20 protein-coding genes are annotated in these 26,011 nt (G+C 62.2%); 15 read left to right on the top strand and 5 right to left on the bottom strand.

Translation table 11 applies throughout. The annotated features are described in order from the left end of the window. Positions 1 to 5: 5 nt before the first annotated feature. Together KYT97_RS03835 and KYT97_RS03830 are read right to left on the bottom strand one after the other, a co-directional pair. A complete protein-coding gene (locus KYT97_RS03835) occupies positions 6 to 278 on the bottom strand; it encodes a PqqD family protein (RefSeq protein WP_219111785.1) in 273 nt (90 codons plus the stop codon). A 28-nt stretch (positions 279 to 306) separates the two neighbouring features. Beyond that, positions 307 to 2,280 carry a glycosyltransferase family 2 protein gene (locus tag KYT97_RS03830; RefSeq protein ID WP_245006008.1) on the bottom strand — a complete coding sequence of 658 codons (1,974 nt, stop codon included), beginning with the start codon at positions 2,278 to 2,280 and terminating at the stop codon, positions 307 to 309. A gap of 141 nt (positions 2,281 to 2,421) precedes the next feature. Here KYT97_RS03830 and KYT97_RS03825 point away from each other — a divergent pair, with 141 nt between their 5' ends. Both KYT97_RS03825 and KYT97_RS03820 read left to right on the top strand, forming a co-directional pair. Then, the gene (locus KYT97_RS03825) at positions 2,422 to 2,694 is read left to right on the top strand and encodes a hypothetical protein (RefSeq protein WP_033232045.1); all 273 of its coding nucleotides are present in this window, start codon (positions 2,422 to 2,424) and stop codon (positions 2,692 to 2,694) included. Positions 2,695 to 3,858: 1,164 nt separating this feature from the next. Beyond that, positions 3,859 to 5,250, top strand: coding sequence for an NAD(P)/FAD-dependent oxidoreductase (locus tag KYT97_RS03820; RefSeq protein ID WP_045067742.1), 1,392 nt, complete (start codon positions 3,859 to 3,861; stop codon positions 5,248 to 5,250). A gap of 76 nt (positions 5,251 to 5,326) precedes the next feature. On the opposite strand, the gene KYT97_RS03815 is transcribed toward KYT97_RS03820, so the two are convergent. Both KYT97_RS03815 and KYT97_RS03810 read right to left on the bottom strand, forming a co-directional pair. After that, complete coding sequence (locus KYT97_RS03815; RefSeq protein ID WP_033232047.1) at positions 5,327 to 5,755, bottom strand: PaaI family thioesterase; 429 nt, start codon at positions 5,753 to 5,755, stop codon at positions 5,327 to 5,329. Positions 5,756 to 6,014: 259 nt separating this feature from the next. Beyond that, entirely contained in the window at positions 6,015 to 6,770 is a 756-nt protein-coding gene (locus tag KYT97_RS03810) for a hypothetical protein (RefSeq protein WP_415395430.1), read from the bottom strand. Between the two features lie 208 nt (positions 6,771 to 6,978). Here KYT97_RS03810 and KYT97_RS03805 point away from each other — a divergent pair, with 208 nt between their 5' ends. From KYT97_RS03805 to KYT97_RS03795, 3 genes are all read left to right on the top strand, one after another. Next, positions 6,979 to 8,439, top strand: a complete 1,461-nt coding sequence (locus tag KYT97_RS03805; RefSeq protein ID WP_072782575.1) for an iron chelate uptake ABC transporter family permease subunit — start codon at positions 6,979 to 6,981, stop codon at positions 8,437 to 8,439. A 92-nt stretch (positions 8,440 to 8,531) separates the two neighbouring features. Further along, positions 8,532 to 9,545, top strand: coding sequence for a FecCD family ABC transporter permease (locus KYT97_RS03800; protein WP_202025710.1), 1,014 nt, complete (start codon positions 8,532 to 8,534; stop codon positions 9,543 to 9,545). Then, positions 9,542 to 10,396 carry an ABC transporter ATP-binding protein gene (locus KYT97_RS03795; RefSeq protein WP_033232048.1) on the top strand — a complete coding sequence of 285 codons (855 nt, stop codon included), beginning with the start codon at positions 9,542 to 9,544 and terminating at the stop codon, positions 10,394 to 10,396. Before KYT97_RS03800 ends, KYT97_RS03795 begins: the two co-directional genes overlap by 4 nt. Positions 10,397 to 10,406: 10 nt before the next feature. Here KYT97_RS03795 and KYT97_RS03790 read toward each other — a convergent pair whose 3' ends face one another. Then, a complete protein-coding gene (locus KYT97_RS03790; protein WP_033232049.1) occupies positions 10,407 to 12,980 on the bottom strand; it encodes a rhomboid family intramembrane serine protease in 2,574 nt (857 codons plus the stop codon). A 165-nt stretch (positions 12,981 to 13,145) separates the two neighbouring features. Here KYT97_RS03790 and KYT97_RS03785 point away from each other — a divergent pair, with 165 nt between their 5' ends. The 10 genes from KYT97_RS03785 to KYT97_RS03740 all read left to right on the top strand — a co-directional run bounded on the left by KYT97_RS03785 (position 13,146) and on the right by KYT97_RS03740 (position 26,004). Then, positions 13,146 to 13,541, top strand: coding sequence for a BlaI/MecI/CopY family transcriptional regulator (locus KYT97_RS03785; RefSeq protein WP_033232050.1), 396 nt, complete (start codon positions 13,146 to 13,148; stop codon positions 13,539 to 13,541). Between the two features lie 44 nt (positions 13,542 to 13,585). After that, the gene (locus KYT97_RS03780) at positions 13,586 to 14,539 is read left to right on the top strand and encodes a M56 family metallopeptidase (RefSeq protein WP_033232051.1); all 954 of its coding nucleotides are present in this window, start codon (positions 13,586 to 13,588) and stop codon (positions 14,537 to 14,539) included. Between the two features lie 280 nt (positions 14,540 to 14,819). After that, positions 14,820 to 16,775, top strand: a complete 1,956-nt coding sequence (locus tag KYT97_RS03775; RefSeq protein WP_245006007.1) for a DEAD/DEAH box helicase — start codon at positions 14,820 to 14,822, stop codon at positions 16,773 to 16,775. 217 nt (positions 16,776 to 16,992) lie between these two features. Further along, positions 16,993 to 18,450 carry an NADP-dependent phosphogluconate dehydrogenase gene (gene gndA / locus KYT97_RS03770; RefSeq protein ID WP_219111782.1) on the top strand — a complete coding sequence of 486 codons (1,458 nt, stop codon included), beginning with the start codon at positions 16,993 to 16,995 and terminating at the stop codon, positions 18,448 to 18,450. Between the two features lie 62 nt (positions 18,451 to 18,512). Continuing rightward, positions 18,513 to 20,021 carry a DEAD/DEAH box helicase gene (locus tag KYT97_RS03765; protein WP_219111781.1) on the top strand — a complete coding sequence of 503 codons (1,509 nt, stop codon included), beginning with the start codon at positions 18,513 to 18,515 and terminating at the stop codon, positions 20,019 to 20,021. Positions 20,022 to 20,026: 5 nt separating this feature from the next. Beyond that, positions 20,027 to 20,908, top strand: coding sequence for a DMT family transporter (locus tag KYT97_RS03760; RefSeq protein ID WP_033232055.1), 882 nt, complete (start codon positions 20,027 to 20,029; stop codon positions 20,906 to 20,908). A 3-nt stretch (positions 20,909 to 20,911) separates the two neighbouring features. After that, complete coding sequence (gene guaB1, locus KYT97_RS03755) at positions 20,912 to 22,348, top strand: GMP reductase (RefSeq protein WP_033232056.1); 1,437 nt, start codon at positions 20,912 to 20,914, stop codon at positions 22,346 to 22,348. Positions 22,349 to 22,658: 310 nt separating this feature from the next. Then, positions 22,659 to 24,041 carry a hemolysin family protein gene (locus tag KYT97_RS03750; protein ID WP_116103255.1) on the top strand — a complete coding sequence of 461 codons (1,383 nt, stop codon included), beginning with the start codon at positions 22,659 to 22,661 and terminating at the stop codon, positions 24,039 to 24,041. Beyond that, on the top strand, positions 24,034 to 25,122 hold the full coding sequence (locus KYT97_RS03745; RefSeq protein WP_033232058.1) for a hemolysin family protein: 1,089 nt from the start codon (positions 24,034 to 24,036) through the stop codon (positions 25,120 to 25,122). Before KYT97_RS03750 ends, KYT97_RS03745 begins: the two co-directional genes overlap by 8 nt. A gap of 3 nt (positions 25,123 to 25,125) precedes the next feature. Then, on the top strand, positions 25,126 to 26,004 hold the full coding sequence (locus KYT97_RS03740) for a 3-methyladenine DNA glycosylase (RefSeq protein ID WP_116103253.1): 879 nt from the start codon (positions 25,126 to 25,128) through the stop codon (positions 26,002 to 26,004). The last annotated feature ends 7 nt before the right edge of the window (positions 26,005 to 26,011 follow it).

The following is a 26,011-nucleotide window of genomic DNA, read 5'->3' as shown; positions in this document are numbered from 1 at the left end:
GGACCTCACACCAACAACCGTGACGTGTTCAGCTGTCCGTAAGTTTCAACGACCACGGATTGCGCTTCAGCAGTGGGGATTTCGAGGACTTCGGCGACAGCGTCGACTATGTCGCCGACAGTCCGCCCGTCGCACAGTTCCCAGACCAAGGTCGCAACGGGATTGAGGTGATGTGCTACCTCGCTGGAGCTGTCGTAGAGAACAACTCCGTCGGCGAGATCATTGCTTTCCACGCTGTTTGCGCGCTGCGGCCGGGTGTCTACGAGCAATTCGGTCAAGGGAGCCTCCCGTGGATGTGTTGTGCAATCAGAGTGTGAAGCGTCGTGAGTATTCGGATTCGAGTGCGCCTGAACGGAGCAAGGTCCGGTTGGTGGCGATACCTGGCGACAACGACAGGCAGGTCAGCATGCCTGACGCGCCGGCATCCACTACAAACTCAGCGAGGGAACGATATCGACCAGCCCACTGCGCAAACTCGGCGGATTGCGATTCAGGATCGGGAATGGCGACAAGTAGCGTCTCGTACGCACGAGAATTCACAAGTACCGCATGCACCCCACGGTTTTCCGCGCTGACTCGAATCAACGAAGAATCACCAAAAAGGGTTCCGTCGTGTGACTTCGGATCATGGCCGAGATGCACCACGTCCCACTCGAGATTGTCGAGTTCAGTGCGTGCTGAGTCGAGTATCGACGACGACACATCGAGCAGATCGAGATTGTCGGCCGCGACGAGAACCGAACCCCATTCTTTCTCTGCTGCCCGTGTGATGGCACGACGCCAGGAGACCGCAAATCCGATTGCCGGGTTCGCGCGGTCCTCGTACGCCGAAATTCTCTCTACCCCAGCGATGTTCGCGAGTCGATTGAACTTCCGCCACGAGTGCGACCAGCTTTCGCGGTCCGTATCGAGATTTACCAGGGCCACTCCCATGGTGGCCACCGAATCATCGCCGGAGGTTGCCCGGCGGCGTGCCAGATCCTGTTTCAGCGTTACAGCGCTCGCCCCCTCAGAGACGAGCCAAACCGGCAAGGAGAACTCATCCTCACCCATGCGGGTGATGCAGTCGGACAGCCGGTCACGCAAACGCTCGTAGGCACTACTGCGCACGATCAACACCGCACCGGACACGTCATTTTCGGCCCCGTTGATAACTGCACAATCGACGTCTTCGGCGAGATCGATCATGACGTTTCGAAGTTTGTACGGCAGCGCACCGTCGATGACGTTGTGTTCCGACAGGAAGACCACGGACTTCCAGCCCAACAGAATCGCCTTGTCGATTCCTGCGACAAACGCACTCGCCGGTCGCCACGGATCCTCGGTGTCTTCCGCTGGCACGACTCGGTGCACTGCAACATCGACCGACTCGGCCTCGGCTAGGCACGACCGCCATGGCGCGACGCGGCAATCGTCACTCAGGACGAGCAGACCACCGAAGATCAGCTCGGGCTTCTGCACGCTCCGCTCGGCGCGCTCACGAATGCACGGGTACGAGTTACCCAGATGTTTGGAGAACTGACGGTGTACCGACTCGACATCCCAACCGATCTCCTGCCAACCGAGGAGGTAATTGTGAATCCGGTCGTCCCAGTTGATGCGATACGGCACCCCGGCCGGGCGTTCGAATCGGTGCAACCAGCCGAATGACGGCAAGCACACCACTTTCCCGCCGTTGATCCGGAATTTTTCGTGAATATAGCCCTCTTCACCACCAAACCCGGTGAAGTGCGAGTTCAGTCCGGGCCACGCCTCACGTCGACACGCAAACGACCCCAAACCTTGCATGGGGATCTCGAATGGAACGTCGGGGTTTTCCTTCGCCCGCGGATCGACACCCCAGGCGCCGAACATCCCTCGCCGCCAGACCGGCTCCATGTGTGTGGCCGCGATGTGTGACGAGTCCTGCGACAGCATCGGGCCCTGGATCAGATCATCTGTTTCCGGATGCGCGTCGAAGTAGTCCAGCAGCGACTCCAATGACCCAGGAGACAGGATCACGTGGGAATCGAGCACTAAGACGTACTTTCCAGTTGCCTTGCGGAACAGCACATCCCGAACGGCAGTCGAACGTACCTCGGTGAACGGTATATACCGGAACCGGTCCACGTACTTCGCGAAGGATTCGAGCATCGGTGCCGGCAACCCCTCGGGGAAATTGTCCAACAACACGAACTCGACTCGATCGAGGACTTCACGATGGTGAGTCAATATCGAGTGGATAGTGAAATACGCGCCATCGAAATCGTCATACGTCGCAATTGCAATCGTCAGATCCACTGGATTCCCGTGAGGCGGTGTCTCCTTCACCTTCACGGTGCCCGCGCTCTGAAGTTTTTTTCAGAGCGCGGTGCAGCGCGGCATCGAACTCACTCATCGTGTGGGTAGCCCCTCGTAATCGACAAGGATCAGGTCGGCTCGGTGGGATTTGTGGGTACTGTCGGGATTGTAGGTTCGGTCGGGTCAGTCGGAGCTGTTGGCTCGGTGGGGTTGGTGGGTCCCGCCGGGATGGTGGGTTCCGTCGGCACCGTGGTGGTTGTTGTGCCGCCCGAACCCGAGGAACTCCCCGACGATCCCGAGCTACCCGAACTGGATCCCGATGAGCCGGAAGATCCGGAACTACCTGACGAACCTGATGACCCCGAAGAACCAGAGCTACCCGAAGATCCGGAAGACCCGGAACTGCCGGGCTGACCGGATCCGCTGTCGCCCTGACCCGGCTGGCTGCCTTGACCGCCTTGGCCGTTCTGTCCTTGCTGACCACGATTCGGCAGACCCGACAAGTTCGGTGTGTCTCCCGATGCAAATGCCGGTGCGGCACCACCCAGGCTGATGGACGTCACTACCGGAACTGTGACCGCAGAAGCTGCAAGCACAGTTTTCACAAATTTCCGTCGATCTACCGGAACAGTCTGAAAAGCATCGCCACCCACGGGTGTCCTCCCGAATCCATTCATTCACGCTCAATCGACCTGTTTGCGACAAAGCTAGCATCCATCTAGCGAACAAACCGACCCAAAACGCTGATTTTGGTCGAATTCAGCAATCTTTTCTAATCCCTCTGCGGGTTTCGTTCGATTACCGAACCAATCCTCATTTCTCCCTATGTCGTAATTGTCCGATTCTGTAAATGGGGATTCCCTGGACGCCGATTGGACGTTCGGGCAGATTCTCATGATCGCGAATCACCCTTGTAGATACTCTGTTTCAGGCAGGATGCCGTTCCAACGGTGGACCAAGAGGGGCGTCACCTCGGCCGAACAGTCGAAGCGCTTACCGCGTCGCGACAAGAATCATGCGTTCGGTACACCGGACCGCCACGGCACATCTGTGAGGACTGCATACTTTCGGCAACGCCGACGGCAAACCATCAGCGATAACTGACCGACCAATACGATAGCTGGCCCGTCGCGATCCGCGCTTCCAATCGGACCGTAGGCGGAACCCGTAATTCACAGTGCGCTCCGGCGCGCCACGACGGGGTTATGCCGACGAATCCACGGCACATCAGTACCGTGATGTGAGCGAGCCAACTTTTGGCATTAAAAGGAGAGGGTCAACACATGGACTTGGCAGCAATTGGTGTGGGCGTCGGGTACGCGTCTGTCGCGTTGTCGATCTTGGTTTTCGTAGGCGGTTGTATCGCCCTGTTCATCCTGTCGATTCGGCAGTAAACCGGCGCTCTCGCGCTCGGCGCGATCATCCAGCCGTTCCTACTTGTCCGATGCGGCAAGTAGGACGCTGGGGACACTTCACTTGATCGATTCCGGAAGAGTCGGACATCTTGCGGACTCGCAGAGAACCTCAGCGTAGGTGGGACTACCGTAGAACCGTCGTCTACAACTCGAGGAGCACGGAATGAGCATCCAGTCGGTTGAATCGCACCGCCACCGCGTCGTGGTGATCGGTTCCGGCTTCGGTGGATTGTTCGGCACACAGGCTCTCAAAAAAGCCGATGCCGAAATCACGATGATTGCGCGCACCACCCATCATCTTTTCCAACCCCTTCTCTACCAGGTAGCCACGGGAATTCTGTCCGTCGGCGATATCGCGCCGGCAACCCGATTAGTACTCCGCAAGCAGAAAAATGCGCAGGTACTGCTCGGTGAGGTCGAGACGATCGACTTGGAGAAGAAGACCGTAACTTCACGGCTGTTGGAACGGGTTACCGTGACGCCGTTCGACAGTTTGATCGTCGCTGCGGGCGCCGGACAGTCGTACTTCGGAAACGATCACTTTGCCGAATTCGCGCCAGGTATGAAAACAATCGATGACGCGCTCGAGTTGCGCGGTCGCATTCTCGGCGCGTTCGAGCAGGCAGAACTGTCGGACGATCCCGCCGAGCGCGCACGCCTGCTCACGTTTGTTGTTGTCGGCGCAGGCCCGACGGGTGTTGAGCTCGCGGGTCAGATCGCGGAATTGTCGCGTCGCACCCTCGATGGCGCATTCCGGAAGATCGATCCCCGTGAGGCTCGGGTAGTTCTCCTTGACGGTGCGCCCGCTGTGCTTCCGGTCTACGGCGGCAAGCTGAGCCGCAAGGCCGCAGAAACGCTCGAGGGCCTCGGAGTCGAGATTCAGTTGGATGCCATGGTCACTGACGTCGACAACGACGGACTGATCATCAAGGAGAAGGACGGCACACTGCGCCGCATCGAGTCGCAGTGCAAAGTGTGGTCGGCCGGTGTTCAGGCGAGCCCTCTCGGCAAGCAGCTGGCAGAGCAGAGCGGCGGCGAGACAGACCGCGCCGGTCGGGTCATGGTCAACCCGGATCTGTCGCTGCCGGGTCATCCCAACGTGTTTGTTGTCGGCGACATGATGTCGCTGGACAAATTGCCGGGCTTGGCACAGGTTGCGATGCAGGGCGGCAAGTACGCTGCCAAGCAGATCAAAGCCGAGATCGACGGACAGGCACCCACTACTCGCGTTCCGTTCAAGTACTTCGACAAGGGAAGTATGGCCACCATTTCGCGATTCAGCGCGGTGGCAAAGGTGGGCAAGCTCGAAATCAGCGGTTTCATCGGCTGGGTGGCGTGGTTGGCCATCCACCTGTTGTATCTGGTCGGTTTCCGCTCACGTGTGTCCACGATCCTGTCGTGGACGGTGACGTTCTTCGGCCGTGGCCGTGCTCAGATGGCGTCGACCGAGCAACAGGTGTTCGCGCGAAATGCCATGGGCGAGTTGGAGAAACACAACAAATCCAAGGCGGCGGTCGAGAGCGGAAAAGGCAAACCGGAACAGGCTGCCGGCTGAGCCTCTCGATTGACACGGAAAACGGCGGTGGAATCTGATTCCACCGCCGTTTTGTTGTCCTCGGACCTCGCCGTCGTCAGTTGCCGATCGCTGAGGTGTCCGTGATGTTCGCAAGGCGTACCTGCCCCTTGGACACCAGTCGACCTTGCTCATCGGTGATGCGCACCTCCCACAACTGGGATGTACGACCGCGATGAATCGGGTTGGCCTCCGCGGTCAGCGTCCCTTCGCGTGTCGCGCGCAGGAAATCGGTGTTGTTGTTGACGCCGACAACGTGTCCGCGCTCCCCCAGCCACACCGTGCCGCCGATGCTGGCCAATGATTCCACTACGGAGCAGTACACGCCGCCGTGCTGGATACCGGCCGGCTGGTGAAGCGTCGGCTTGACCGTCCACTGAGCGCGAACTCGATCTGGTGTCACGTCGGTGTATTCCAGCCCGATGGTGGCGTCGAAACCGGTTCCCAGCAAGCTCTTCATGTCTGCGATGTCAGCTGTGTCGGACATGCCTTCTCCATCTGTGTTTCCCGTGGCGCCGGTGCGGCGGCCGCTGACTACTTGCCTACACCAGCCGTAACTCGAGCGACGATTCAGGTCCGTAAAGACGAACAGGCGGGTTCCGCATCATGACGATGCGGAACCCGCCATGGGAAGGACCGGGAGTCTCTGCAGCCCTCAGGACTCCGGCGCGGTCCGGCAGTTTCTTGAACTCGGCGGGTTGTTCTCCCCGCTTTGCATTGCTCAATAATAGGCAAGGTTTACCTAATTAAGCAAGCGTTTCGTCAAATTGATTCCAACGGGGGCGCGCTGCGATCTTCCGACGAGACCGCACCGGCACTCCGGCGCCGACAAATGCGTCGAGCAGTCCCTGACCTCGGCGCTGCGCTGCCGTTTCGCCGCCACCCGCGAGAATCGGGACGTACGCAGTTGCTCCCAGGATGGCTTCGCCGACCAAACCCCAGAATCGATAGGGATCTATCGGCGCGCAACGAGACACAGCGGCGAGCACTGCATGCAGGGCTCCAAGGCACCTGTGCGCGGTCCAGACGAAAAGCGCTTCCTCACAGGGCATGCCGACAACGCCATCCCGGCCGTACTCGGTACCGCCCGGCGCCACGCGCAGCGTTTCGTCAACCACGCCTGCCCAGTCGATACCACTGTCGCTGTCCATATGTATCCAGAGGTTCTCGAGACCGGGATCCCACGCCGAGCCCTCCGCCACGATGGAAGCGGTTACCCTGCCGACAACGGCGTGGATCAAGGACGTCGCAACCTGGATTGCCGCGGCCTCCGGATTGTCGAGATCCTGGAGAGATCGCAAATACAGCTGTTCGACTCGTTCACTGTGCAGACCGGCACTCAGTTTCCACCATCGGCGTTTGCCCTCACCAGCCATGGCAGCAACTGCATACACGCGCGGGTAATCGGGGTTGAGCCCCCGTAAGCGTGTGCAGGTGCGGCTGAATGCGTCAGTCCGGAAATCCAAGTCACGAATCTGCACATGCTCGGTGGTGAGGGTCATGGTCACCATGCACTCCAATCGGCCGTAGGGGTCTTACACACTCAACATAGGTTAGCCTCACCATAATTCAAGAGTAAAGATCTGTGAGCCTCGGCACGCATATTCGGTCCGGAAACCAACCCGAGCGAGGTTCCCGGGGATAGGGTTCCGTAACCTAAGATCTGAAATCCCTGCGAGCCAAGACCAGGAGTTCGATCCACCAGTGACCATGACCGACACGCCCGGGAGCGAACATCCGCGCGGGCCCAGCGAGAACTACGGACGACGTGTCGTACCCCGAGGACCGGCGCCCGTCCGATTGCGCATCCTTGCCGGACTGTTCGACGTCGCAATCATCGCGCTCCCTCTCGTGATCGGCTGGTACATAGTCCAGTCCTTGCAGGACGACAACGGCGGCGGTGAAGCTGATCGCGCAGTGTTCGGCGGGACAGCAATCGCCATCGCTATCGGGCTTCTCATCTGGAACTTCGGATTCCGTGAGGGCACGAATGGACGAACGTCCGGAAAAGGTTGGGTCGGCCTGATCACCCGGGATGCACAGACCAAGCAGCCCATTGGCGTCAGACGCGCACTCTTGCGCCCGATCAACCGATCCGGAATCGACGTTGTCCGCGAAAGCACCGCTCGCGACGAGGGGTTCGCCGAACTCGAGCGCGACAACTCGGTATCAGCCACCCGCAGGCGTCGTCTCATCGGTCTTGCAGTTCTGACCGTCCTTCTGGTGTTGGTCATGCTTGCCAGCATCGCGGTCGGAGCGCGTCCGCTCACTTTTGCCGAGATCTTCCATGCAATCTTCAACTCCGACGGGTCGCAGACCGACATCATCGTGCGAACTCTGCGCGCGCCGCGAACAATCCTGGGCTTGGTTGTCGGCATCGCGCTGGGAATCGTCGGTGCACTCATTCAGGGGCACACCCGAAATCCCCTTGCCGACGCCGGCCTCCTCGGCCTCAATGCCGGCGCTGCGTTCTTGGTTGTCATGTCGATCTACCTGTTCGGGTTCACCGCACCGAGTCAGTACATGTGGTTTGCATTCGCTGGTTCGTTCATCGCGAGTGTTGTCGTATTCGGCTTGTCATCCATCGGCAACGGAGGTTCCAGTCCGCTCAGCCTGGCTCTCGCCGGGGCCGCTGTCGCGTTCTTCCTCCAGGCCATGACCAATGCGGTGATCATCCTCGACCAGGCAAGCCTCGACGCGTACCGATTCTGGGTGGTCGGCTCGGTGTCCGGACGCGGATTCGACGTGTTATGGCAGGTGCTTCCCTTCCTGGTCGTCGGTCTCGTCATTGCTCTCGCGAGCACGCCAGGACTCAACGTCCTCAGTCTCGGCGACGACGTAGCCAAAGCGCTCGGAACCAACATCGTCTTCAGTCGCACTCTCGGCATTGTCGCGATCACCTTGCTGACCGGCGCCGCCACCGCTGCCTGCGGACCTATCGCCTTCATCGGCCTCGTCGTGCCACACGTTGCCCGGGCAATCACCGGCCCTGATTACCGCTGGCTCGTCCCGTACGCGGGTCTGCTCGGCGCGATCATGTTGATCACCGCCGACATCATCGGACGCGTTGTCGTCCGTCCGGGTGAACTTCAGGTCGGAATCATTCTGGCGATCTTCGGTGCGCCGTTCTTCATCGCTCTCGTACGGCGCAGGAAGTTGGCAAGTCTGTGACCATCACACAAGGCAAGGTTCTCCGGGGTGAACCTGGTGCGCTCCCCCGAACTGTTCCCTCCCGCAAAGCGATTCGTGTCGGTTCGTTTTCGATGGTGTATCGCCCGCTGGCGGTGTCGGTGTGCGTTGCACTGACTGCCGCACTGTTCGTGCTGATCTGCCTGAGCGTCGGACGCGGCGACTACCCGATCTCCATCCCTGACGTGATTTCAGTTCTGTTCGGTGGCGGCACAAAAACCCAGAACCTCATCGTCTTCGATCTCCGCTTGCCCCGGTCGCTGACAGCTCTGTTCATCGGTATGGCACTCGGCATCGCGGGCGCGATCACGCAGACCATCGCCCGCAATTCACTCGCGAGTCCGGACATCCTGGGTATCACCGCCGGTTCCAGCGCGGCCGCTGTCGCACTGATCGTTCTCGGTGGTGGCGGATCGTTTGTGGGTCTGCTTGCGACACTCGGCATTCCGCTGGCAGCGCTGGCGGGCGGGCTACTGACCGCCGTGGTCATCTACACGCTGGCGTGGCGCAAAGGCGTCGAAGGATTCCGTCTGATCCTGATCGGCATCGGCGTTAACGCGATGTTAGTGGCAACTACCGGGTGGCTCCTGATTTCAGCCGATATCAACGATGCGTCCCGGGCGCAGGTATGGCTGAACGGCTCGCTGAACGGAGCGACCTGGAACCAGATGTGGCCGGTTGCCGTCGCGGTGGTAGTTGTCGGTGGATACGCCGTGATCGCGTCGTTCACCATGGGCGCACTGCGATTGGGCGAGGACAACGCGACGTCACTGGGCGTGCGCCTTCAGTCGTCACAGGCCAAGCTCCTGCTCTCGTCCGTCGCATTGGCTGCGATCGCCACCGCCGCTGCCGGGCCTGTCGGCTTTGTCGCCCTGGCTGCTCCGCAGGTAGCGATGCGCTTGGTGCGATCTGCCGGCCCCCCGATCGTCGCGTCCGCGCTCACCGGCGCTGTGCTTGTTGTCGGCAGTGACGTGATCGCCCGCACGGTTCTTCCCGTCGAATTGCCGGTCGGCATCGTGACATCAGCGCTCGGCGGACCGTTCCTGCTCTACCTCTTGGTTCGTAACAATCGGAAGGTCACAGCATGACCACGTTGTCCCAGTCCGTCGACGCCCCCGCACGTCTCGTCGCAAAGGATCTCACCCTGGGTTACGGGGATCGCATCATCGTCGACGGTCTTGATCTCGAAATCCCGACCGGCGTGATCACGACGGTCATCGGACCGAACGGCTGCGGTAAGTCGACGCTCTTGCGCGCTCTGGGACGACTACTCAAGCCCAAGAGTGGGTCGGTTGTGTTGGACGGCAAGGCAATCAGCTCGATGAAGACCAAGGACGTCGCACGAGTCCTTGGCATGTTGCCGCAAACTCCAGTCGCTCCCGAAGGGTTGACCGTCGCCGATCTGGTTGCGCGTGGCCGCCATCCCCACCAGTCGTGGATCCGTCAATGGTCGGCAGACGACGAAGGCGAAGTAGCTCAGGCGCTCGAGTTGACCGGGGTATCAGATCTTGCAGATCGTCCGGTCGATCAGCTGTCCGGTGGTCAGCGGCAGCGGGCGTGGATCTCGATGGCGCTGGCACAGGGCACAGATATCCTTCTGCTCGACGAGCCAACGACCTACCTGGATCTTGCGCACTCCATGGAGGTTCTCGACCTCGTTGATCAATTGCACGAGGAGATGGGCCGCACTGTGGTCATGATCCTGCACGATCTCAATCTTGCGGTGCGCTACAGCGACCATTTGATCGTGATGCGGGACGGCGCCATCGTCGCCTCGGGAGTTCCGAAAGACATCATCTCTGCGGAACTGCTCCTCGAGGTGTTCGGTCTCGAAGCCGCTGTCATCGACGACCCGGTCTCGGATCGCCCGCTGATCGTGCCCATCGGAACTCGACATGTTTTCGGTACCGTCGGCGGGCCGGCCGCACAGACTTCCTGACGGCATTCGCTCATCGACCGATAATCGTCCGCACCAACTTCACTCCCTGACCGAGCGACACGGTAGGCAGGTACGCCCGCCCTACTGCGTTGCCGATACTCGGCAGCGCGGCAGGATCGGCGAACACCATGTGCATGGGCACATATCGCGGCTGGAACTTCGATTTGAAGGCCAGCAGCGAGCGGAAACCGTACACGGGTTCGAGGGTGCGCCCCAAGAATTCGAGCACGTTGTCCATCACGCCGGACAATGTCATCGCTTCCAGCTCAACCGAATCCGAGCCGTCATCCGTCGCGACCTTCGCCAGCGGGGCGCCCGAGAGACTCAGGAATTCGACTCCTTCGGATTCCAAACTCAGGGCAGCCGACGCGATCAGGAACTCCATGGTCGGCCTGAAACCCTCGGAACGGCGCCGCATGAAGTCGAGAGTCCAGCCCACGATTCGGCCGTCCCGGTACACGGGCAGCCATGATGTGACACCGTGGACCGTGCGTTCCTCGTCGATCGCGATCAGGCATCGCACGTTGTCGTCGTCGATTTCATTGAGTCCGCCGAGCGTGAAGCCCATTTCCGGCATTCCCTTGTCTGCGACCCATTCCTCGGAAATCGCGACAATCTGATCCTTGACGGCGATCGCGGCGTGCGGATAGTTGATCCATTCGGCCGTGATGCCGGACTTCTTCGCCCGGTTCAACGCCGTTCGAATGTCCTGGAATCGTTTACCGGTGAACGCGATCTCGCCCAGATCGAGAATCGTTTCCTCGGCAACCTGCAGGCCGCTCCACCCCATCGAATCCGTAATCGCTCGAACGTCGTCGGTGACCGAGTAGAAGCACGGGATCCAGCCATTTTCCGTGGCGAATTCTGCAAACTCGCCGATGGTGTCTCGCAGGTAACCGGGTGGCCCCACCGGGTCGCCGGTAGTAAGAGCCACCCCGGAAATAACGCGGTAGGCAACGTAACTCGAGCCGTCCGACGAAAACCAGAAGGTATTTCCCGTCCACGTCGTCATCCACGACAGCGGGCTTCCGGTTCCGGCGATCAGCATCGCTCGGGCGCGCGCGGCGTCCCGCGGATCAAGTGCGTCGACGGGTTTGCGGAACGTCACGAACACGAGAATCGATGCGGCCACCCAGAACACCACTCCTGTCCATTCGAACAACAGAGTCGCTTCGATGTCGACGGGCAGAAGCCGCGGATCAACCAGTTGCAGATAGACAGGCGGCACCAACCGTTGCGGAAAATCAGCCAGAAGTAACGCGACGCTCGGTTCGCGGTCGAACCCGTGGCGCGCAACCATCCCGCCGCCCACATACACCACGATCAGACCGGCGAGTAGCGCTAAGAGTGACACTGCCAGTTTCCGATAGGTTCCGGCCGGAGCAGACACGTCGAAATATCGCCGCGTGAGGATCAACATGATCAGGACGAACAGTGGGGTAAGGAACGGCACCAACGTCCGATACACGTTGGGGTCACCGATGCCGTAGAACAAGCTCTCGCTGTCGGCGGCGTCGACGAACCGGATGACGAAGTTCCCGATCGAGAGAATCAAAAGGATCACCTGCGCGCACACCGTGGCGATCCAGGCGAAGCGCCGGCCGCGCCGCAAACCGTCGCTGAGCACGAGCACGAAGATCGAGGGCATGAGCGAGAGCAACGTCGGCCCGATCCCGGACAAGCGCAGTTCCAACAATCCGCGTCGGCAATCCGGGTCGGTCGACGACTCGGCACACAGGTCGCGGACCTCGGCCACTGTCCAGGGAACACCGCGGAACAGATCGCGGAGAACAGCCAAGGGTCCCACTGCCTCCGGGGAGAGTGCCGCGATCATCGGCCCGATCGCACTCGCCGCGACAACTATGGCCACCAGCACGCGGCCTTCCCGCTGAGTCCCGACGATTCGGTCACCGCGCGCTGACCTACCGACGATCCACGCACCGATCACCAACCCGACCACACCGGCGAAGAGGCGGATGACGTCCTGAAGTTGCCCACTGAACAACGCGAGCGTGATGGTGAGAGCGAGAACGCCCACGCGGATGCGTCGACGCCACAGCGTTCCCATGTTCGCGGTGGCGACCATCAGAGCCCCCACGACCCAGGCGCTTGCGCCCACCGCGGCTCCCGAGTGGAGGCGAAACCCCCAGCTGGCGTCGACAACCTTGGCCAGCGACGCCCACCCCAGCCCAAGGATCACGCCCAGTATCTGCGTTGTGACCGCCGCGATCGCGAGTTTCACCGTGCCCATGCGTCGTTCGAGGGGTGCGGCGACAACGAGCAACAGCACGGTCGCGCCGATGTACCGCAGAAGGTTCCCCTCCCACAGCGCAGATGTCAGTGGTGTCCATAGTCGCCCGTGTTGCAGCGAACCCATTCCGACCGCAATCTGGTGAGCCAGCGATCTCGACGGCCCATGCACAAGGCTTCCCGTCGCCGCACCCAGAACCCACGTGATGACCACGATCGACGTCGTCATCGGGGCATCCCGAATTCCGAAACGAACAAGCTCCCGGGCTTTACCCCCGTACGCCGATAGTCGGGTCGAGAGAGGCGTGGACTCAGAGGAACTGTCGATCTTCATCTGCGCGCGACTACTTTCTACTGATCGACTCTGCTCTGACGTGGCCACGGTCTCCATCCACGTTATCTGTCCTACAGCTCACTATGTCCAATACCACACTGATTGATCCGCCCTTACTACTACCAGTAGTACGTATTTCGTCGTGGAAGTCCGTAGAATCGAAGAATGGCAGGTCTAGGTGAACTCGAACGCGCGGTTATGGATCATTTGTGGTCTACAACCGAACCCCAAACTGTGCGACAGGTACATGAAGCACTCGCAACACATCGCGAACTGGCGTACACGACGGTCATGACCGTCCTGCAACGACTCGCGAAGAAGCACCTGGTGATTCAGCAACGTGACGATCGCGCACATCGCTACCTCCCGGTGAACAAGCGTGAAGAGTTGGTCGCGAGCCTGATGGTCGACGCTCTGGCTCAAGCGCCGGAGTCAGACGGTCGAGCCGCAGCCCTGGTTCACTTCGTCGGCCAGGTCAATGCCGACGAGGCTGACGCTCTGCGCGAAGCACTTGCCGCTCTCGAGGTGCGCGAATCCGCGAAAAAAGATGTGCGGCCGTAGATTTTCTAGGCCTAACTGATTTCTTCGTGCATGATGACTAGGTCATGAACGCCACCACTGCACTGGTTTTCGGAATCCTCGCGTTGTTGCTAGCGGGTCCGGTACCAGCACTCCTGAGCCGCTCCACGTGGCCGTACCGGGCGCCGCGTGCGGCTCTCGTCCTGTGGCAGGCCATCGCGCTTGCCGCGGTGTTGTCAGCTTTCAGCTCGGGCTTGGCCATTGCCAGTCAGCTCCTGGTTCCAGGACCTGACGGACGACCGACCACTGCGCCGACCGCTGAGATCGACGCTCTTGGTTTGCCACTGTGGATTCTGTACGTCGTGGTATTTGCGCTCACCTTGCTCATCGGCGCGAAACTGATTTTTTCGATCCTGCAAGTGGGTGTACGAACTCGGCGGCGACGGGCACGCCACCGCATCCTCGTCGATCTACTCGACGACTGCGCCATGCCCGCAGCGGTGGAGCGCACCCCGGACCTGCGCGTTCTCGATGTCGAAGAACCCATCGCGTACTGCCTGCCCGGAATACGTCAGCGGGTGGTCCTGAGCCAAGGAACGTTGCAAAACCTCGATCATGCCGAGGTCAAGGCAATTCTCACGCACGAGCGTTCACACCTGCGCGCGCGTCACGATCTGGTTCTCGAAGCATTCACCGCGGTCAACCATGCGTTCCCCCGGTTCGTTCGTAGCAAGTCCGCTCTCGGATCCGTCCAATTGCTGGTCGAATTGCTGGCCGACGATTCCGCGGTTCGCGTCACGGGCCCGACTCCCTTAGCCCGGGCACTGGTCGCGTGTGCAGGTTCGACCGCACCGCGTGGCGCCATGGCAGCCGGTGGTCCGTCGACGTTGATCCGCGTCCAGCGACTCTCGACAGACGCTGCCGATCCCCGTGTTGCGGTATGTGCCTATCTTGCCGCGATCACGATCCTGGTCGTCCCCACCGTTGCCGTCGCCGTGCCGTGGCTCACCGAACTTCGCTTACTTCTCAACGCGTACTAAGGTCTTGACCAGCAGAACACGCTGTAGTAGTGCAGGTCACACGCGGGGTTACCTGACTTCCCGGCAGCGAGTGGCGTACAGTAGAGCCCGGCCACCATCGTGGTTCATCAACATTTAACGGCACACAGCCCAATTCCCCGCAGTATGCGTTCGGATTGCCAGGTGACATGTGCCCTGGCTCGTCCCTTTGCGAACTGTGTCGTGTGTTCAAGCATGGCTTCTTCCGCTCCGCGACGTGCCCGTAGTCCGGAGAGGTTTCCGCGTGACCAACGCTGTCCAAATGTCGTCTTCTGAGAACATCGCCGAAGATGTCGTAGTAACACCCGCCGCTGAAGACAAAGCTGCCACCGACGCAGTTTCGGCTGAGCCCACCATCACTTTTGCCGAAATCGGCTTGCCCGAGCAGCTTGTTGCCGCTCTGGCCCGCAACTCCATCACCAGCCCGTCGCCCATCCAGGCTCAGTCCATTCCGGACGCGCTTGCCGGCACCAACGTTCTGGGCCGCGCACAGACCGGATCGGGCAAGACCCTGGCCTTCGGTCTGCCGATGCTGACCCGCCTGTCACGCCACGAAGATCGTCCGGCCGCGAAGCGTCCTCGCGCACTCGTGCTGGTCCCGACCCGTGAACTTGCATTCCAGGTGGTCGACTCCCTGAACTCCTACGCCGGTGCTCTCGGACTCACGGTCCGTCCCGCCGTCGGTGGTACTCCGTTCGCCAAGCAGGTCGATCAGCTCCGCCGCGGCGTCGACGTCCTCGTGGCTACGCCGGGTCGTCTGGGCGATCACCTGCGCCAGGGCACCTGCATCCTCGACTCGGTGGAAATCACCGCACTCGACGAAGCCGATCAGATGGCGGACATGGGCTTCCTGCCCGAGGTTCGCTCGATCCTCGGTGAGACCCCGGCCGACGGACAGCGTCTGCTGTTCTCCGCAACTCTCGACCGTGAGGTCCAGTCGCTGGTTCGTCAGTTCCTGGCCAACCACGTCACCCACTCCACCGAAGACGGCCGCGCGAGCGTCGACACGATGGAGCACTACGTACTCCTCGTCGATCGCGGGCAGAAGGACTCTGTTCTCGCTGAGATCGGCGCCCGTGACGGACGAACCATCATGTTCGCCCGCACCAAGCTCGGTTGCGAAGGCATCACCGATCGCCTCCGCGCAGTCGGAATCGCCGCAGAGTCCCTGCACGGCGGCAAGGCACAGAACCAGCGCACCCGCGTCCTCGAGCGTTTCAAGAACGGCCGCACTCCCGTCCTTGTTGCCACCGACGTCGCAGCCCGCGGCATCCACGTCGACGGCATTGACCTCGTCGTTCATGTCGACCCCCCGGCCGATCACAAGGATTACCTTCACCGCGCAGGCCGTACGGCTCGCGCCGGTGAGAAGGGAACTGTCGTTGCGATCGTTCTGCCGAACCAGAAGCGTCAGTTCAAGCGCCTGACCGGAATGGCGGGCGTCAACGCCGCAGCCGTTCCCGTCACCCCGGGTTCCGCCGAGCTCGCTCGCATCACCGGAGCCAAGAAGCCCACCGGAGAACCGTTGCGCGAGAGCTCTTCTCGTGGCGAGCGCTCCTTCGGCGACCGCGGTGGTTCACGCGGTTACCAGGGCAACCGTGAAGGTGGTGGCTACCAGGGCAACCGCTCTTCCGGTGGTTACCAGGGAAATCGCTCGTCGGGTGGATACCAGGGCAACCGCGACAGCAGCGACCGTGGCGGATACCAGGGCAACCGCTCCTCGGGCGGCTACCAGGGTGATCGTTCCTCGGGTGGATATCAGGGCAACCGTGACGGCGAAAGCCGCGGCGGCTACCAGGGCAACCGCTCTTCAGGCGGCTACCAGGGCGATCGTTCTTCCGGTGGATACCAGGGCAACCGCGACAGCAGCGACCGCGGCGGCTACCAGGGCAACCGCTCCTCCGGCGGCTACCAGGGCAACCGCGACAGCCGCCCTTCGTACGGAGACCGCGACAGCCGCCCCTCCACCGGCTACCAGGGAAATCGCTCGTCGGGTGGATACCAGGGCAACCGTGACGGCGAAAGCCGCGGCGGATACCAGGGCAACCGCGACAGCCGCCCCTCCACCGGATACCAGGGCAACCGCTCGACGGGTGGATACCAAGGCAACCGCGACAGCAGCGACCGCGCAGGCTCGACCAGTGGCGGCGGATTCCGCAGCCGCACCGACCGTCGTAGCTACGACGGCTTCGACGGACCGAAGCGCGATCAGCGGTAATACACTCGCTGAGCTGCGGCTCACCAACTGAATATTGATCACACTCCGGCCACGCCGGAAGCTGTATCGAGACGGATGCAGGTCACTGCAATAAAGTGATCTGCATCCGTGTTTTGTATGCACGGTCTGATGTTCACGCGCGTCGCGGCCGCACAGTTTTTCGGCTGCGCCAGGCGCAGGATTTCACAGCCGCGGACCGAGAGGGAAAGCTGTAAGCATGTCAACCACTAGCACCGAATCACCCCGGGCACAGATCGGCGTCACCGGACTGGCCGTCATGGGTTCGAATATTGCCCGCAATTTCGCCCGCCACGGTCACACCGTTGCCTTGCACAACCGCAGCATCGCGAAGACCGATGCGTTGATCGCCGACCATGGTTCCGAGGGCGACTTCGTGCGCACCGAGACTGTCGAGGGATTTGTTGCCGCGCTGCAGAAGCCGCGTCGCGTGCTGATCATGGTCAAGGCCGGCGCGCCGACCGACGCTGTGATCGAAGAGCTCGCCAATGCGATGGAGCCGGGCGACATCATCATCGACGGCGGCAACTCGCTGTACACGGACACGATTCGCCGTGAGGCCGCTATCCGTGCGCGTGGACTCCACTTCGTCGGCGCTGGTATCTCCGGTGGCGAAGAAGGCGCGCTCAACGGTCCCTCGATCATGCCGGGCGGTCCGAAGGAGTCCTACGAGGCTCTCGGCCCCCTCCTCGAATCCATCTCCGCTCACGTCGACGGCACCCCGTGCTGCACGCACATCGGTCCGGACGGCAGCGGTCACTTCGTCAAGATGGTGCACAACGGCATCGAGTACGCCGACATGCAGCTCATCGGCGAGGCGTACAACCTCTTCCGTGACGCTCTGGGTTACGACGCCGGCCAGGTCGCCGACGTCTTCACCGAGTGGAACAAGGGCACGCTCGAGTCGTACCTGATCGAGATCACAGCCGAGGTTCTGCGTCAGGTCGACGCCGAGACGGGTAAGCCGCTGGTCGACGTCATCGTCGACGCTGCCGAGCAGAAGGGCACGGGCCGCTGGACGGTCAAGTCCGCTCTGGATCTCGGAGTACCGGTTACCGGTATCGCCGAGGCCGTGTTCGCTCGCGCGCTCTCCGGTAGCCGCACGCAGCGCGCCGCAGCTCAGGCTCAGGGCTTGGCTTCGGGTTCGCTCGGTGACAAGCCTGCTGATGCCGAGCAGTTCGCCGCGGACATCCAGGCAGCGCTGTACGCCTCGAAGATCGTGGCATATGCGCAGGGCTTCGACCAGATCGCGGCCGGTAGCGCCGAGTACAACTGGGACGTCAAGCCTGCGGATCTGGCAACGATCTGGCGCGGTGGTTGCATCATCCGCGCGCAGTTCCTCAACCGCATCAAGGACGCGTTCGACGCTGATCCGTCGCTGCCGAGCTTGATTCTCGCTCCGTACTTCCGTGAAGCCATCGAAGCAGGAATCGACAGCTGGCGTCGTGTTGTCGCCACCGCGACGATGCTCGGCATCCCAGTGCCGGCATTCGCGTCGTCGCTGTCGTACTACGACGGACTGCGCGCGGAGCGTCTCCCGGCTGCGTTGACTCAGGGTCAGCGTGACTTCTTCGGCGCTCACACCTACGAGCGCATCGACAAGCCCGGCAAGTTCCACACGTTGTGGAGCGGCGACCGTAGCGAAATCGAGGCCTGATTCACACCCGGTATCGGTAGACGCGGTCACCTGCGTCTACCGATACCCGGTAGCCTGGACAAATGCCGAAATCGACGATCGACTCGCCCACATCAACCGAAGGGCGCTCGTTCATCGACCTCGGAATCCCCGCTGTGATGGTGCACGCACTGCGCCGACACGGGATTGATGCTCCGTTCCCCATCCAGGCTGCCACGATTCCCGATGTGCTGGCAGGCCGCGACGTTCTGGGGCGTGGCGCGACAGGTTCCGGCAAGACTTTGGCTTTCGGGCTTCCCATGCTGGTCCGCCTCAAGGGCGGCGCAAGCAAACGCAATCGCCCCCGCGGATTGGTGCTCGCTCCCACCCGCGAACTGGCAATTCAGATTCACAAAGCGCTCGACGACGCGGCCACCGAGGTCGGCTTGCGGGTAGCGAGCGCGGTGGGCGGCGTCCCGATCAAGCGTCAGGCCGACATTCTGGCTCGCGGGGTCGATCTGCTGATCGCCACGCCTGGCCGGTTGCTCGATCTACTCGAGCAGAAGTCGGTGATCCTCGACGACGTTGCGATCACCACGATCGACGAAGCGGACCACATGGCAGACATGGGCTTCATCGACGAGGTTGCCAAGATTCTCGACACGACTCCGAAAGATGGTCAACGCCTTCTCTTTTCGGCAACGTTGGACGGCAAGGTCGACGATTTGGTCGCAGGCTACCTGCGCAACCCGGCATCGCACGCCACCGCTCCCCCGGTTGCGACGGTCTCCACCATGGAACATCACCTGCTGTTCGTGGACCAGGTGGACAAGAGATCCGTTGTCGCACATATCGCTTCGCGTGCGGGACGAACCATCATGTTCGTCAAGACGAAGCACGGCGTGGATCGTCTTGCGCAGCAACTGCATTTGATCGGCGTGTCCGCCGGAGCCCTGCACGGCGGAAAGACGCAGAACAACCGGACCAAGACCCTCGCGTCGTTCTCCGACGGCACGACGCCGGTCCTGGTGGCTACCGACGTCGCCGCCCGCGGCATCCATGTCGACGACGTGACGCTGGTTGTCCATGTCGATCCGCCCGCCGAGGCCAAGGATTACCTGCACCGCGCCGGTCGTACGGCCCGCGCAGGTGAATCGGGTGTTGTCGTGACGATCGTGACCGACGAGGAACGCGCGGGGGTCGAGAAGCTGACCAAGGCGGCCGGCGTGAAGGTTCACAGCGTTCGGGTCCGTCCAGACGACCTGGAACTCACCCGCATCACCGGAGCCATGGAACCGACGGGAATCCCCGTCGCAGCTCCCGATACGACCGTCGAGGTCACACACACGGCCAAGCGTGGGCGCCAGGAACACGACACTGCTGGCCGCACAGCTGCCGGCGGCCGGATGAAGAAGGACGGTGACAAGCGCGCTGTTGCGTCGCGCCGGGTCACCGATCCCAAGACGGTGAAGAAGATTCGCGCCGACGGCACTCCCGTCCCCACACGTTCGGAGCGCCTCGCGTCCAAGGGGCTCACGCCGCGCCGCGGAACAGGTACACCGAATTCGGGTCGCCCGTCTGCCGGAAAAGCCGGAGGCAAACGCGCACACTGAGATCTATGGGCGATCTTCCACTGATCTCGATCATCTGCGCACTCGCTGCCGCACTGCTCTTCGCGTGCGCGTCGGTAGCTCAACAGCGGGCCGCGTCGTCGGTGCCTGAGGGCGGCGCGCTGGTGGCGTCGTTGATCCGAAGTCCCCGGTGGTGGGCCGGCCTGATCGGCGACGGCGGCGGTTACGTCATGCAGGCCCTCGCGCTGGCACTCGGTTCGGTGTTGGTGGTGCAGCCGTTGATCGTGTCGTCCTTGTTGTTTGCGCTGCCGCTTTCGGCAAAGTTCTCGGGGATCCGGATCACTCGAACGGCTTGGACGTTTGCGGTCATGCTTGCCATTGCCCTGGCCGTCTTCCTGGTGGTCGGTGATCCCACCGAAGGCGACAGTAATGCTCCGTGGTCGGACTGGGCGGTGCCGCTGGCGATCACGGTCGGAGTGGCCGTCGTTGCCACCATCGGCGGCTTGTCCAAACTCGATGCCGGATGGCGCGCGCTGCTTCTCGGAGCCGCAGCGGGCATCTACTTCGGTATAGCCGTCGCATTCACGAAATACGTGACCGAGCTTCTGGAGCACGGTTTTGTCGGCGTAGTGAGCGCGTGGCAGACCTGGGCTCTCATCGCGTCGGGTGCTATCGGCGTGTATGTGCAGCAACGAGCGTTCCAGGTGGGTCCGTTGTCTGCGTCGTTGCCGGCCTTGACCATCGGCGAACCGATCGCGGCAGTCTTCCTCGGTATGACGGTTCTCGACGAGCGACTACGAGTCGAGGGCCTCGGGATTCTCGTCATCGGTTGCGCGGTGGCCGTCATGATCGTCACCACCATCGCGCTCTCGCGGTCGCAAGGACGCGAAACAATCGGCGTAACTGCGCCGTCGCCGGTAAGCTCGTGAAACGTGCAGTTCCTCGAAGGGCAACGCCCCCCATACGACCTGACCTACGACGATGTCTTCCTCGTCCCCAACCGGACTGACGTGACGTCCCGGTTCGACGTCGATCTGGCGTCGGCCGACGGCTCGGGAACCACCATTCCGGTTGTTGTCGCCAACATGACCGCAGTCGCCGGTCGCCGAATGGCCGAAACTGTCGCCAGGCGCGGCGGGTTGGTCATCATCCCGCAGGACATCCCCACCGAAGCGGTCGCCGAAACGGTGGCGTTCGTGAAGAGCCGTCATCTCGTCGCCGACACTCCGGTGACCCTGAGCCCCGAGGACGCTGTCTCCGACGCGTTGGCCTTGCTGCCCAAACGGGCGCACGGCGCGGTTGTCGTCGTCGAGGACGGCAAGCCGCTCGGCGTGGTCACCGAGGCTGCCTGCGCGGACGTCGACAGGTTCACTCGCCTTCGTACCGTCGCGATCACCGACTTCGTCACGGCACCGGTCACCGCAACAACGCGTGAGGTGTTCGAACTACTCGAAACCAAGCACGATCCGCTTGCCGTCATCGTCAACGACGACGGCACACTCGCCGGAGTCCTGACTCGTACCGGCGCAATTCGTGCCGGGATCTACGACCCCGCCGTGGATGCCAACGGCGCGCTGCGCGTTGCCGCGGCGGTCGGCGTCAACGGCGATGTGGGTGCCAAGGCCAAAGCGCTCGTCGACGCCGGTGCCGACGTCATCGTCGTCGATACCGCCCACGGGCATCAGCAGCGCATGATCGACGCACTGACCACGCTCAAAGCTCTGGATCTCGGTGTGCCGCTGGTGGCCGGAAACGTGGTCTCCGCGCAGGGCACCCGTGATCTCATCGCCGCGGGCGCCGACATCGTCAAGGTCGGTGTCGGACCAGGCGCGATGTGCACAACACGCATGATGACCGGCGTCGGACGACCGCAGTTCTCGGCTGTTGCCGAATGCGCCGCGGCAGCACGCGAATTGGGCAAACACGTGTGGGCTGACGGTGGAGTGCGCCATCCGCGCGATGTAGCGCTGGCTCTGGCTGCGGGAGCGTCGAACGTCATGATCGGCTCGTGGTTCGCCGGCACGTACGAGTCGCCGGGCGATCTCAAGGTCGATCAGGCCGGCAACGCGTACAAGGAGAGCTTCGGTATGGCGTCCAAGCGCGCCGTTGCTGCGCGCACCGCCACCGAGACGGCTTTTGATCGCGCCCGCAAGGGTTTGTTCGAGGAAGGCATCTCGAGTTCACGCATGCGACTTGATCCCGAGCGTCCCGGCGTCGAGGATCTGATCGACCAGATCTGTTCCGGTGTCCGCAGTACCTGCACGTATGCCGGGGCGCGCTCACTCGAGGAACTGCACGACAAGGCAGTCCTCGGTGTTCAGTCTGCAGCCGGATTTGCCGAGGGACGGCCACTTCCCGCCGGCTGGTGAATCGGTAATTGTGACGAACGGCGGGTGCTCGGCTCCCAAAGCCCGGGCACTCGCCGGTATCATCAAACGTGGAAACAACAAATGAAACTCGGTCGGGTGCCAATCGGCAACCCGACCGAGCCCGCTAAAGCCGAGAAGTCATCGGCCCGACGAGAGGAACCCGGTGCCCGAGGCACCCACACACTTACCCGGCGCAACACCCGTCGTCATATCCGAGGAATCATCTGATTCCGCTGGTTCGGAGGGCTCCTCTAGCGAGCCGGGAGACAAACCCGGCGCACTTCGCTCTCCACTTGGGTGGCGATGATCGATGGACATCGCATTCACCATTCTCAGCCTGCTCGGCTTCATCGCACTGACCGCAGGCACCGCCCTCTTCGTGGCGGCAGAATTCTCACTTACCGCGCTCGAGCGCAGCACCGTCGACGAAGCTGCTCGTGACGGCGACCTCCGTTCGCGTCAGGTCCAGCACGCACACAAGACGCTCTCGTTTCAGTTGTCCGGCGCGCAGCTCGGCATCACGATCACCACACTCATCACCGGTTACCTGGCCGAGCCTGTTCTCGCCCGGTTCATCACCCCGGTCACGAAGGCCGTCGGGCTGAGCGAATCAGCAGCGTCCACAACGTCATTGATCCTCGCCCTGGTTATCGCGACCTCGTTCTCGATGATTTTCGGTGAGCTTGTCCCCAAGAACCTGGCGATTTCCAAGCCGATGCCGACAGCCCGCGCCACAGCCGGTTTGCAAGCCGGTTTCTCGCTGGTCTTCAAGTGGGCGATCAACGGTCTCAACGGAACCGCCAACTGGATCGTCAGGCGCCTGGGCATAGAGCCTGCCGAGGAACTGCGCTCGGCACGTTCCCCGCAGGAGCTCGGCTCGCTGGTGCGCACGTCGGCGCAGCGTGGTTCCATCGACGCGGGCACTGCGCTTCTGGTCAACCGGTCGTTGCAGTTCGGTGACCGCACAGCGGAAGAACTCATGACACCGCGTGTGAAGATCGAATCACTCGAGTTGTCGGATACAGTCGCCGATCTCATCGTGACGGCGTCCCGTACCGGCTACTCACGGTTCCCCGTTGTTCGCGGCGACCTCGACGACACCGTCGGAGTTGTCCACATCAAACACGCGTTCACGGTTCCCGCCGAGCGCCGACGCACGACGCGAGTCGACAGCCTCGCGCAGCGCGTGCCGGTTGTCCCGTCGAGCCTCGACGGTGACGCCGTCATGGAACGCATCCGCTCGGACGGCATGCAGGTCGCACTCGTGGTCGACGAATACGGCGGAACCGCCGGCATCGTCACCATGGAAGACCTCATCGAGGAAATCGTGGGCGACGTGCGCGACGAGCACGACGAACCTGAACTCGACGTCCAGCGCGTCGGCGACGGATGGTCCTGCTCCGGGCTCCTGCGCATCGACGAAGTCACCTCAGCTACCGGGTACACCGCACCCGAAGGCGATTACGACACCCTCGGCGGCTTGGTGCTCACCGAATTGGGACGCATCCCCGACGAGGGCGACGAAGTGGCATTGCCCGACGTCGACGCGTCCGGCGATCACCGCGGCAAATGGATTGCGCGAGTCACCTCGATGGACGGCCGTCGAATCGACCGCGTGACCATCACTCCGGTCCCCGGTGATGTCGAACCCGAATCAGCAGCAGAGCGCACAAAGGAGTCCGACGATGAATAACCTTCTCGGCGTTCTCCTCACCGTTGTACTGCTGGCAGGCAACGCGTTTTTCGTCGGCGCGGAATTCGCGCTGATTTCTGCTCGCCGCGACCGACTCGAAGCGTTGGTCGCCCAGGGCAAGAAGCGGGCACTCACCGTCATCAAGGCCGGCGAGAATCTGTCGCTCATGCTCGCCGCGGCGCAGCTCGGCATCACGATCTGTTCGATCCTTCTCGGTAAGGTCGCCGAACCCGCCATCGCGCATCTCCTCGAGGTGCCGATGGAAGCGGCCGGTCTGCCTGACGGATTGCTGCATCCGATTTCGTTTGCGATCGCACTGTCGTTGGTGGTTGTGCTGCACATCCTGCTCGGTGAGATGGTGCCCAAGAACATCGCGCTGGCAGGGCCGGAGAAGACCGCGATGCTTCTCGTGCCGATCCACCTGGCGTTCATCAAGATCGCGCGCCCGATCATCGCGTTCTACAACATCTGCGCAAACGGGATTCTGCGTCTGTTGCGAGTCGAACCGAAGGACGAACTCGATGTCACCGTCTCGGCGGTGGAGTTGTCCGCGATGATCGGTGAATCCCGATCCGAAGGGCTTATCGACGCCGAAGAACACCGCCGGTTGAAGCAGGCCCTCGAATCGACCGATCGCACGGTGTCGGAAGTTCTGATCACTCTCGACAAGGTGCGGACCATCCCGCTCACCCCGACCGGCACCACGCTGGGCGACATCGAGCGGGCCGTCATCGAAACGGGCTACTCGCGCTACCCCGTCCGTGCTGCCGACGGCACTCTGGCCGGATACGTGCACCTCAAGGACGTGCTCGACGAGGTTCTCGACGAAGCTGCCGGGCCGGATACCGTCGTACCCACGTCGGATATCCGTCCGTTGCCCGTCGTTCCGCTCAGCACGCCGCTCGCCGAAGCGTTGGCAGGCCTGCGCCGCGCCAGCTCCCACCTCGGTGCCGTCACCGATGCCGACGGCATTGTCATCGGCATCGTGGCATTGGAAGACCTCCTCGAGGAGTACGTCGGCACCGTCCGCGACGGCACTCACCGCGGAACCGATGCTGTTCCGGGACAACGGAACAACTGATCCATGACACGTTCGGTGGAAACACTCGCGCTCGCACATAGCGAGTGGACGGCTCGGCAAGCTCTGCACTTCGAAAAAGTGGAGCAGCTTGTCGGGCCGCACCGGGCGCGTCGCAGTGCCGGTATTTCTCACCCGGTGCATGATTTCCTGTTCACGTACTACAACTTCAAGCCCGCGCAGCTTCGACGCTGGCACCCCGGATACGGCGTAGCGCTGGAGGCCGGATCCGAGTACGCAGAGTTCTCGGGGTATCGCGTCGACGAATCCGGTTGCGCGAGCGTCGATCGATCCGTGCTCGAGCGTCGACTGCCCACGGTCGAATTCGTCTGGAATCTGTTGAACCAGACCTCTTCGCGCCCCGCTGTGCTCGGTTGCTTCGGTTTGCACGAGTGGGCAATGGTGTACCGGGGCGGCGAGGAAGCGATCCGCCATCAGTCTGTTCCCCTGCGACTGGGATTCGCGGGTACCGACGCCGTAGTGGAATCCTTGCCCCTCAAATGCACTCACTACGACGCGTTCCGCTTCTTCACTCCGGACGCGGCTCCGAAGAATGCGCTCAACCTGATTCGCGACACGCAGATCGACTACGAGCAGCCCGGATGCCTGCACGCCGGGATGGATCTCTACAAATGGAGCTTCAAACTTCTGCCGCTCGTCGATTCCGATCTGGTGATGGCCTGCTTCGAGCACGCACTCCTGGCGCGTGAACTCGACATGCGCGCCAGTCCCTACGATCTGCGCGACTACGGATACTCCCCCATCGCCATCGAAACACCGGCTGGCCGTGCCGAATACGTGCGGCAGCAACAGCAGTTGGCGGAGAGGGCCGCCCCGCTGCGCGCTACGCTGGCCGAACGGTGCCGGGACCTGCTCGGTCGCTGACCTCCCG

Source organism: Rhodococcus globerulus, assembly GCF_019334125.1.
GTDB classification, from domain to species: domain Bacteria; phylum Actinomycetota; class Actinomycetes; order Mycobacteriales; family Mycobacteriaceae; genus Rhodococcus_F; species Rhodococcus_F globerula.
This window is presented reverse-complemented; position numbering and strand designations above follow the sequence as displayed.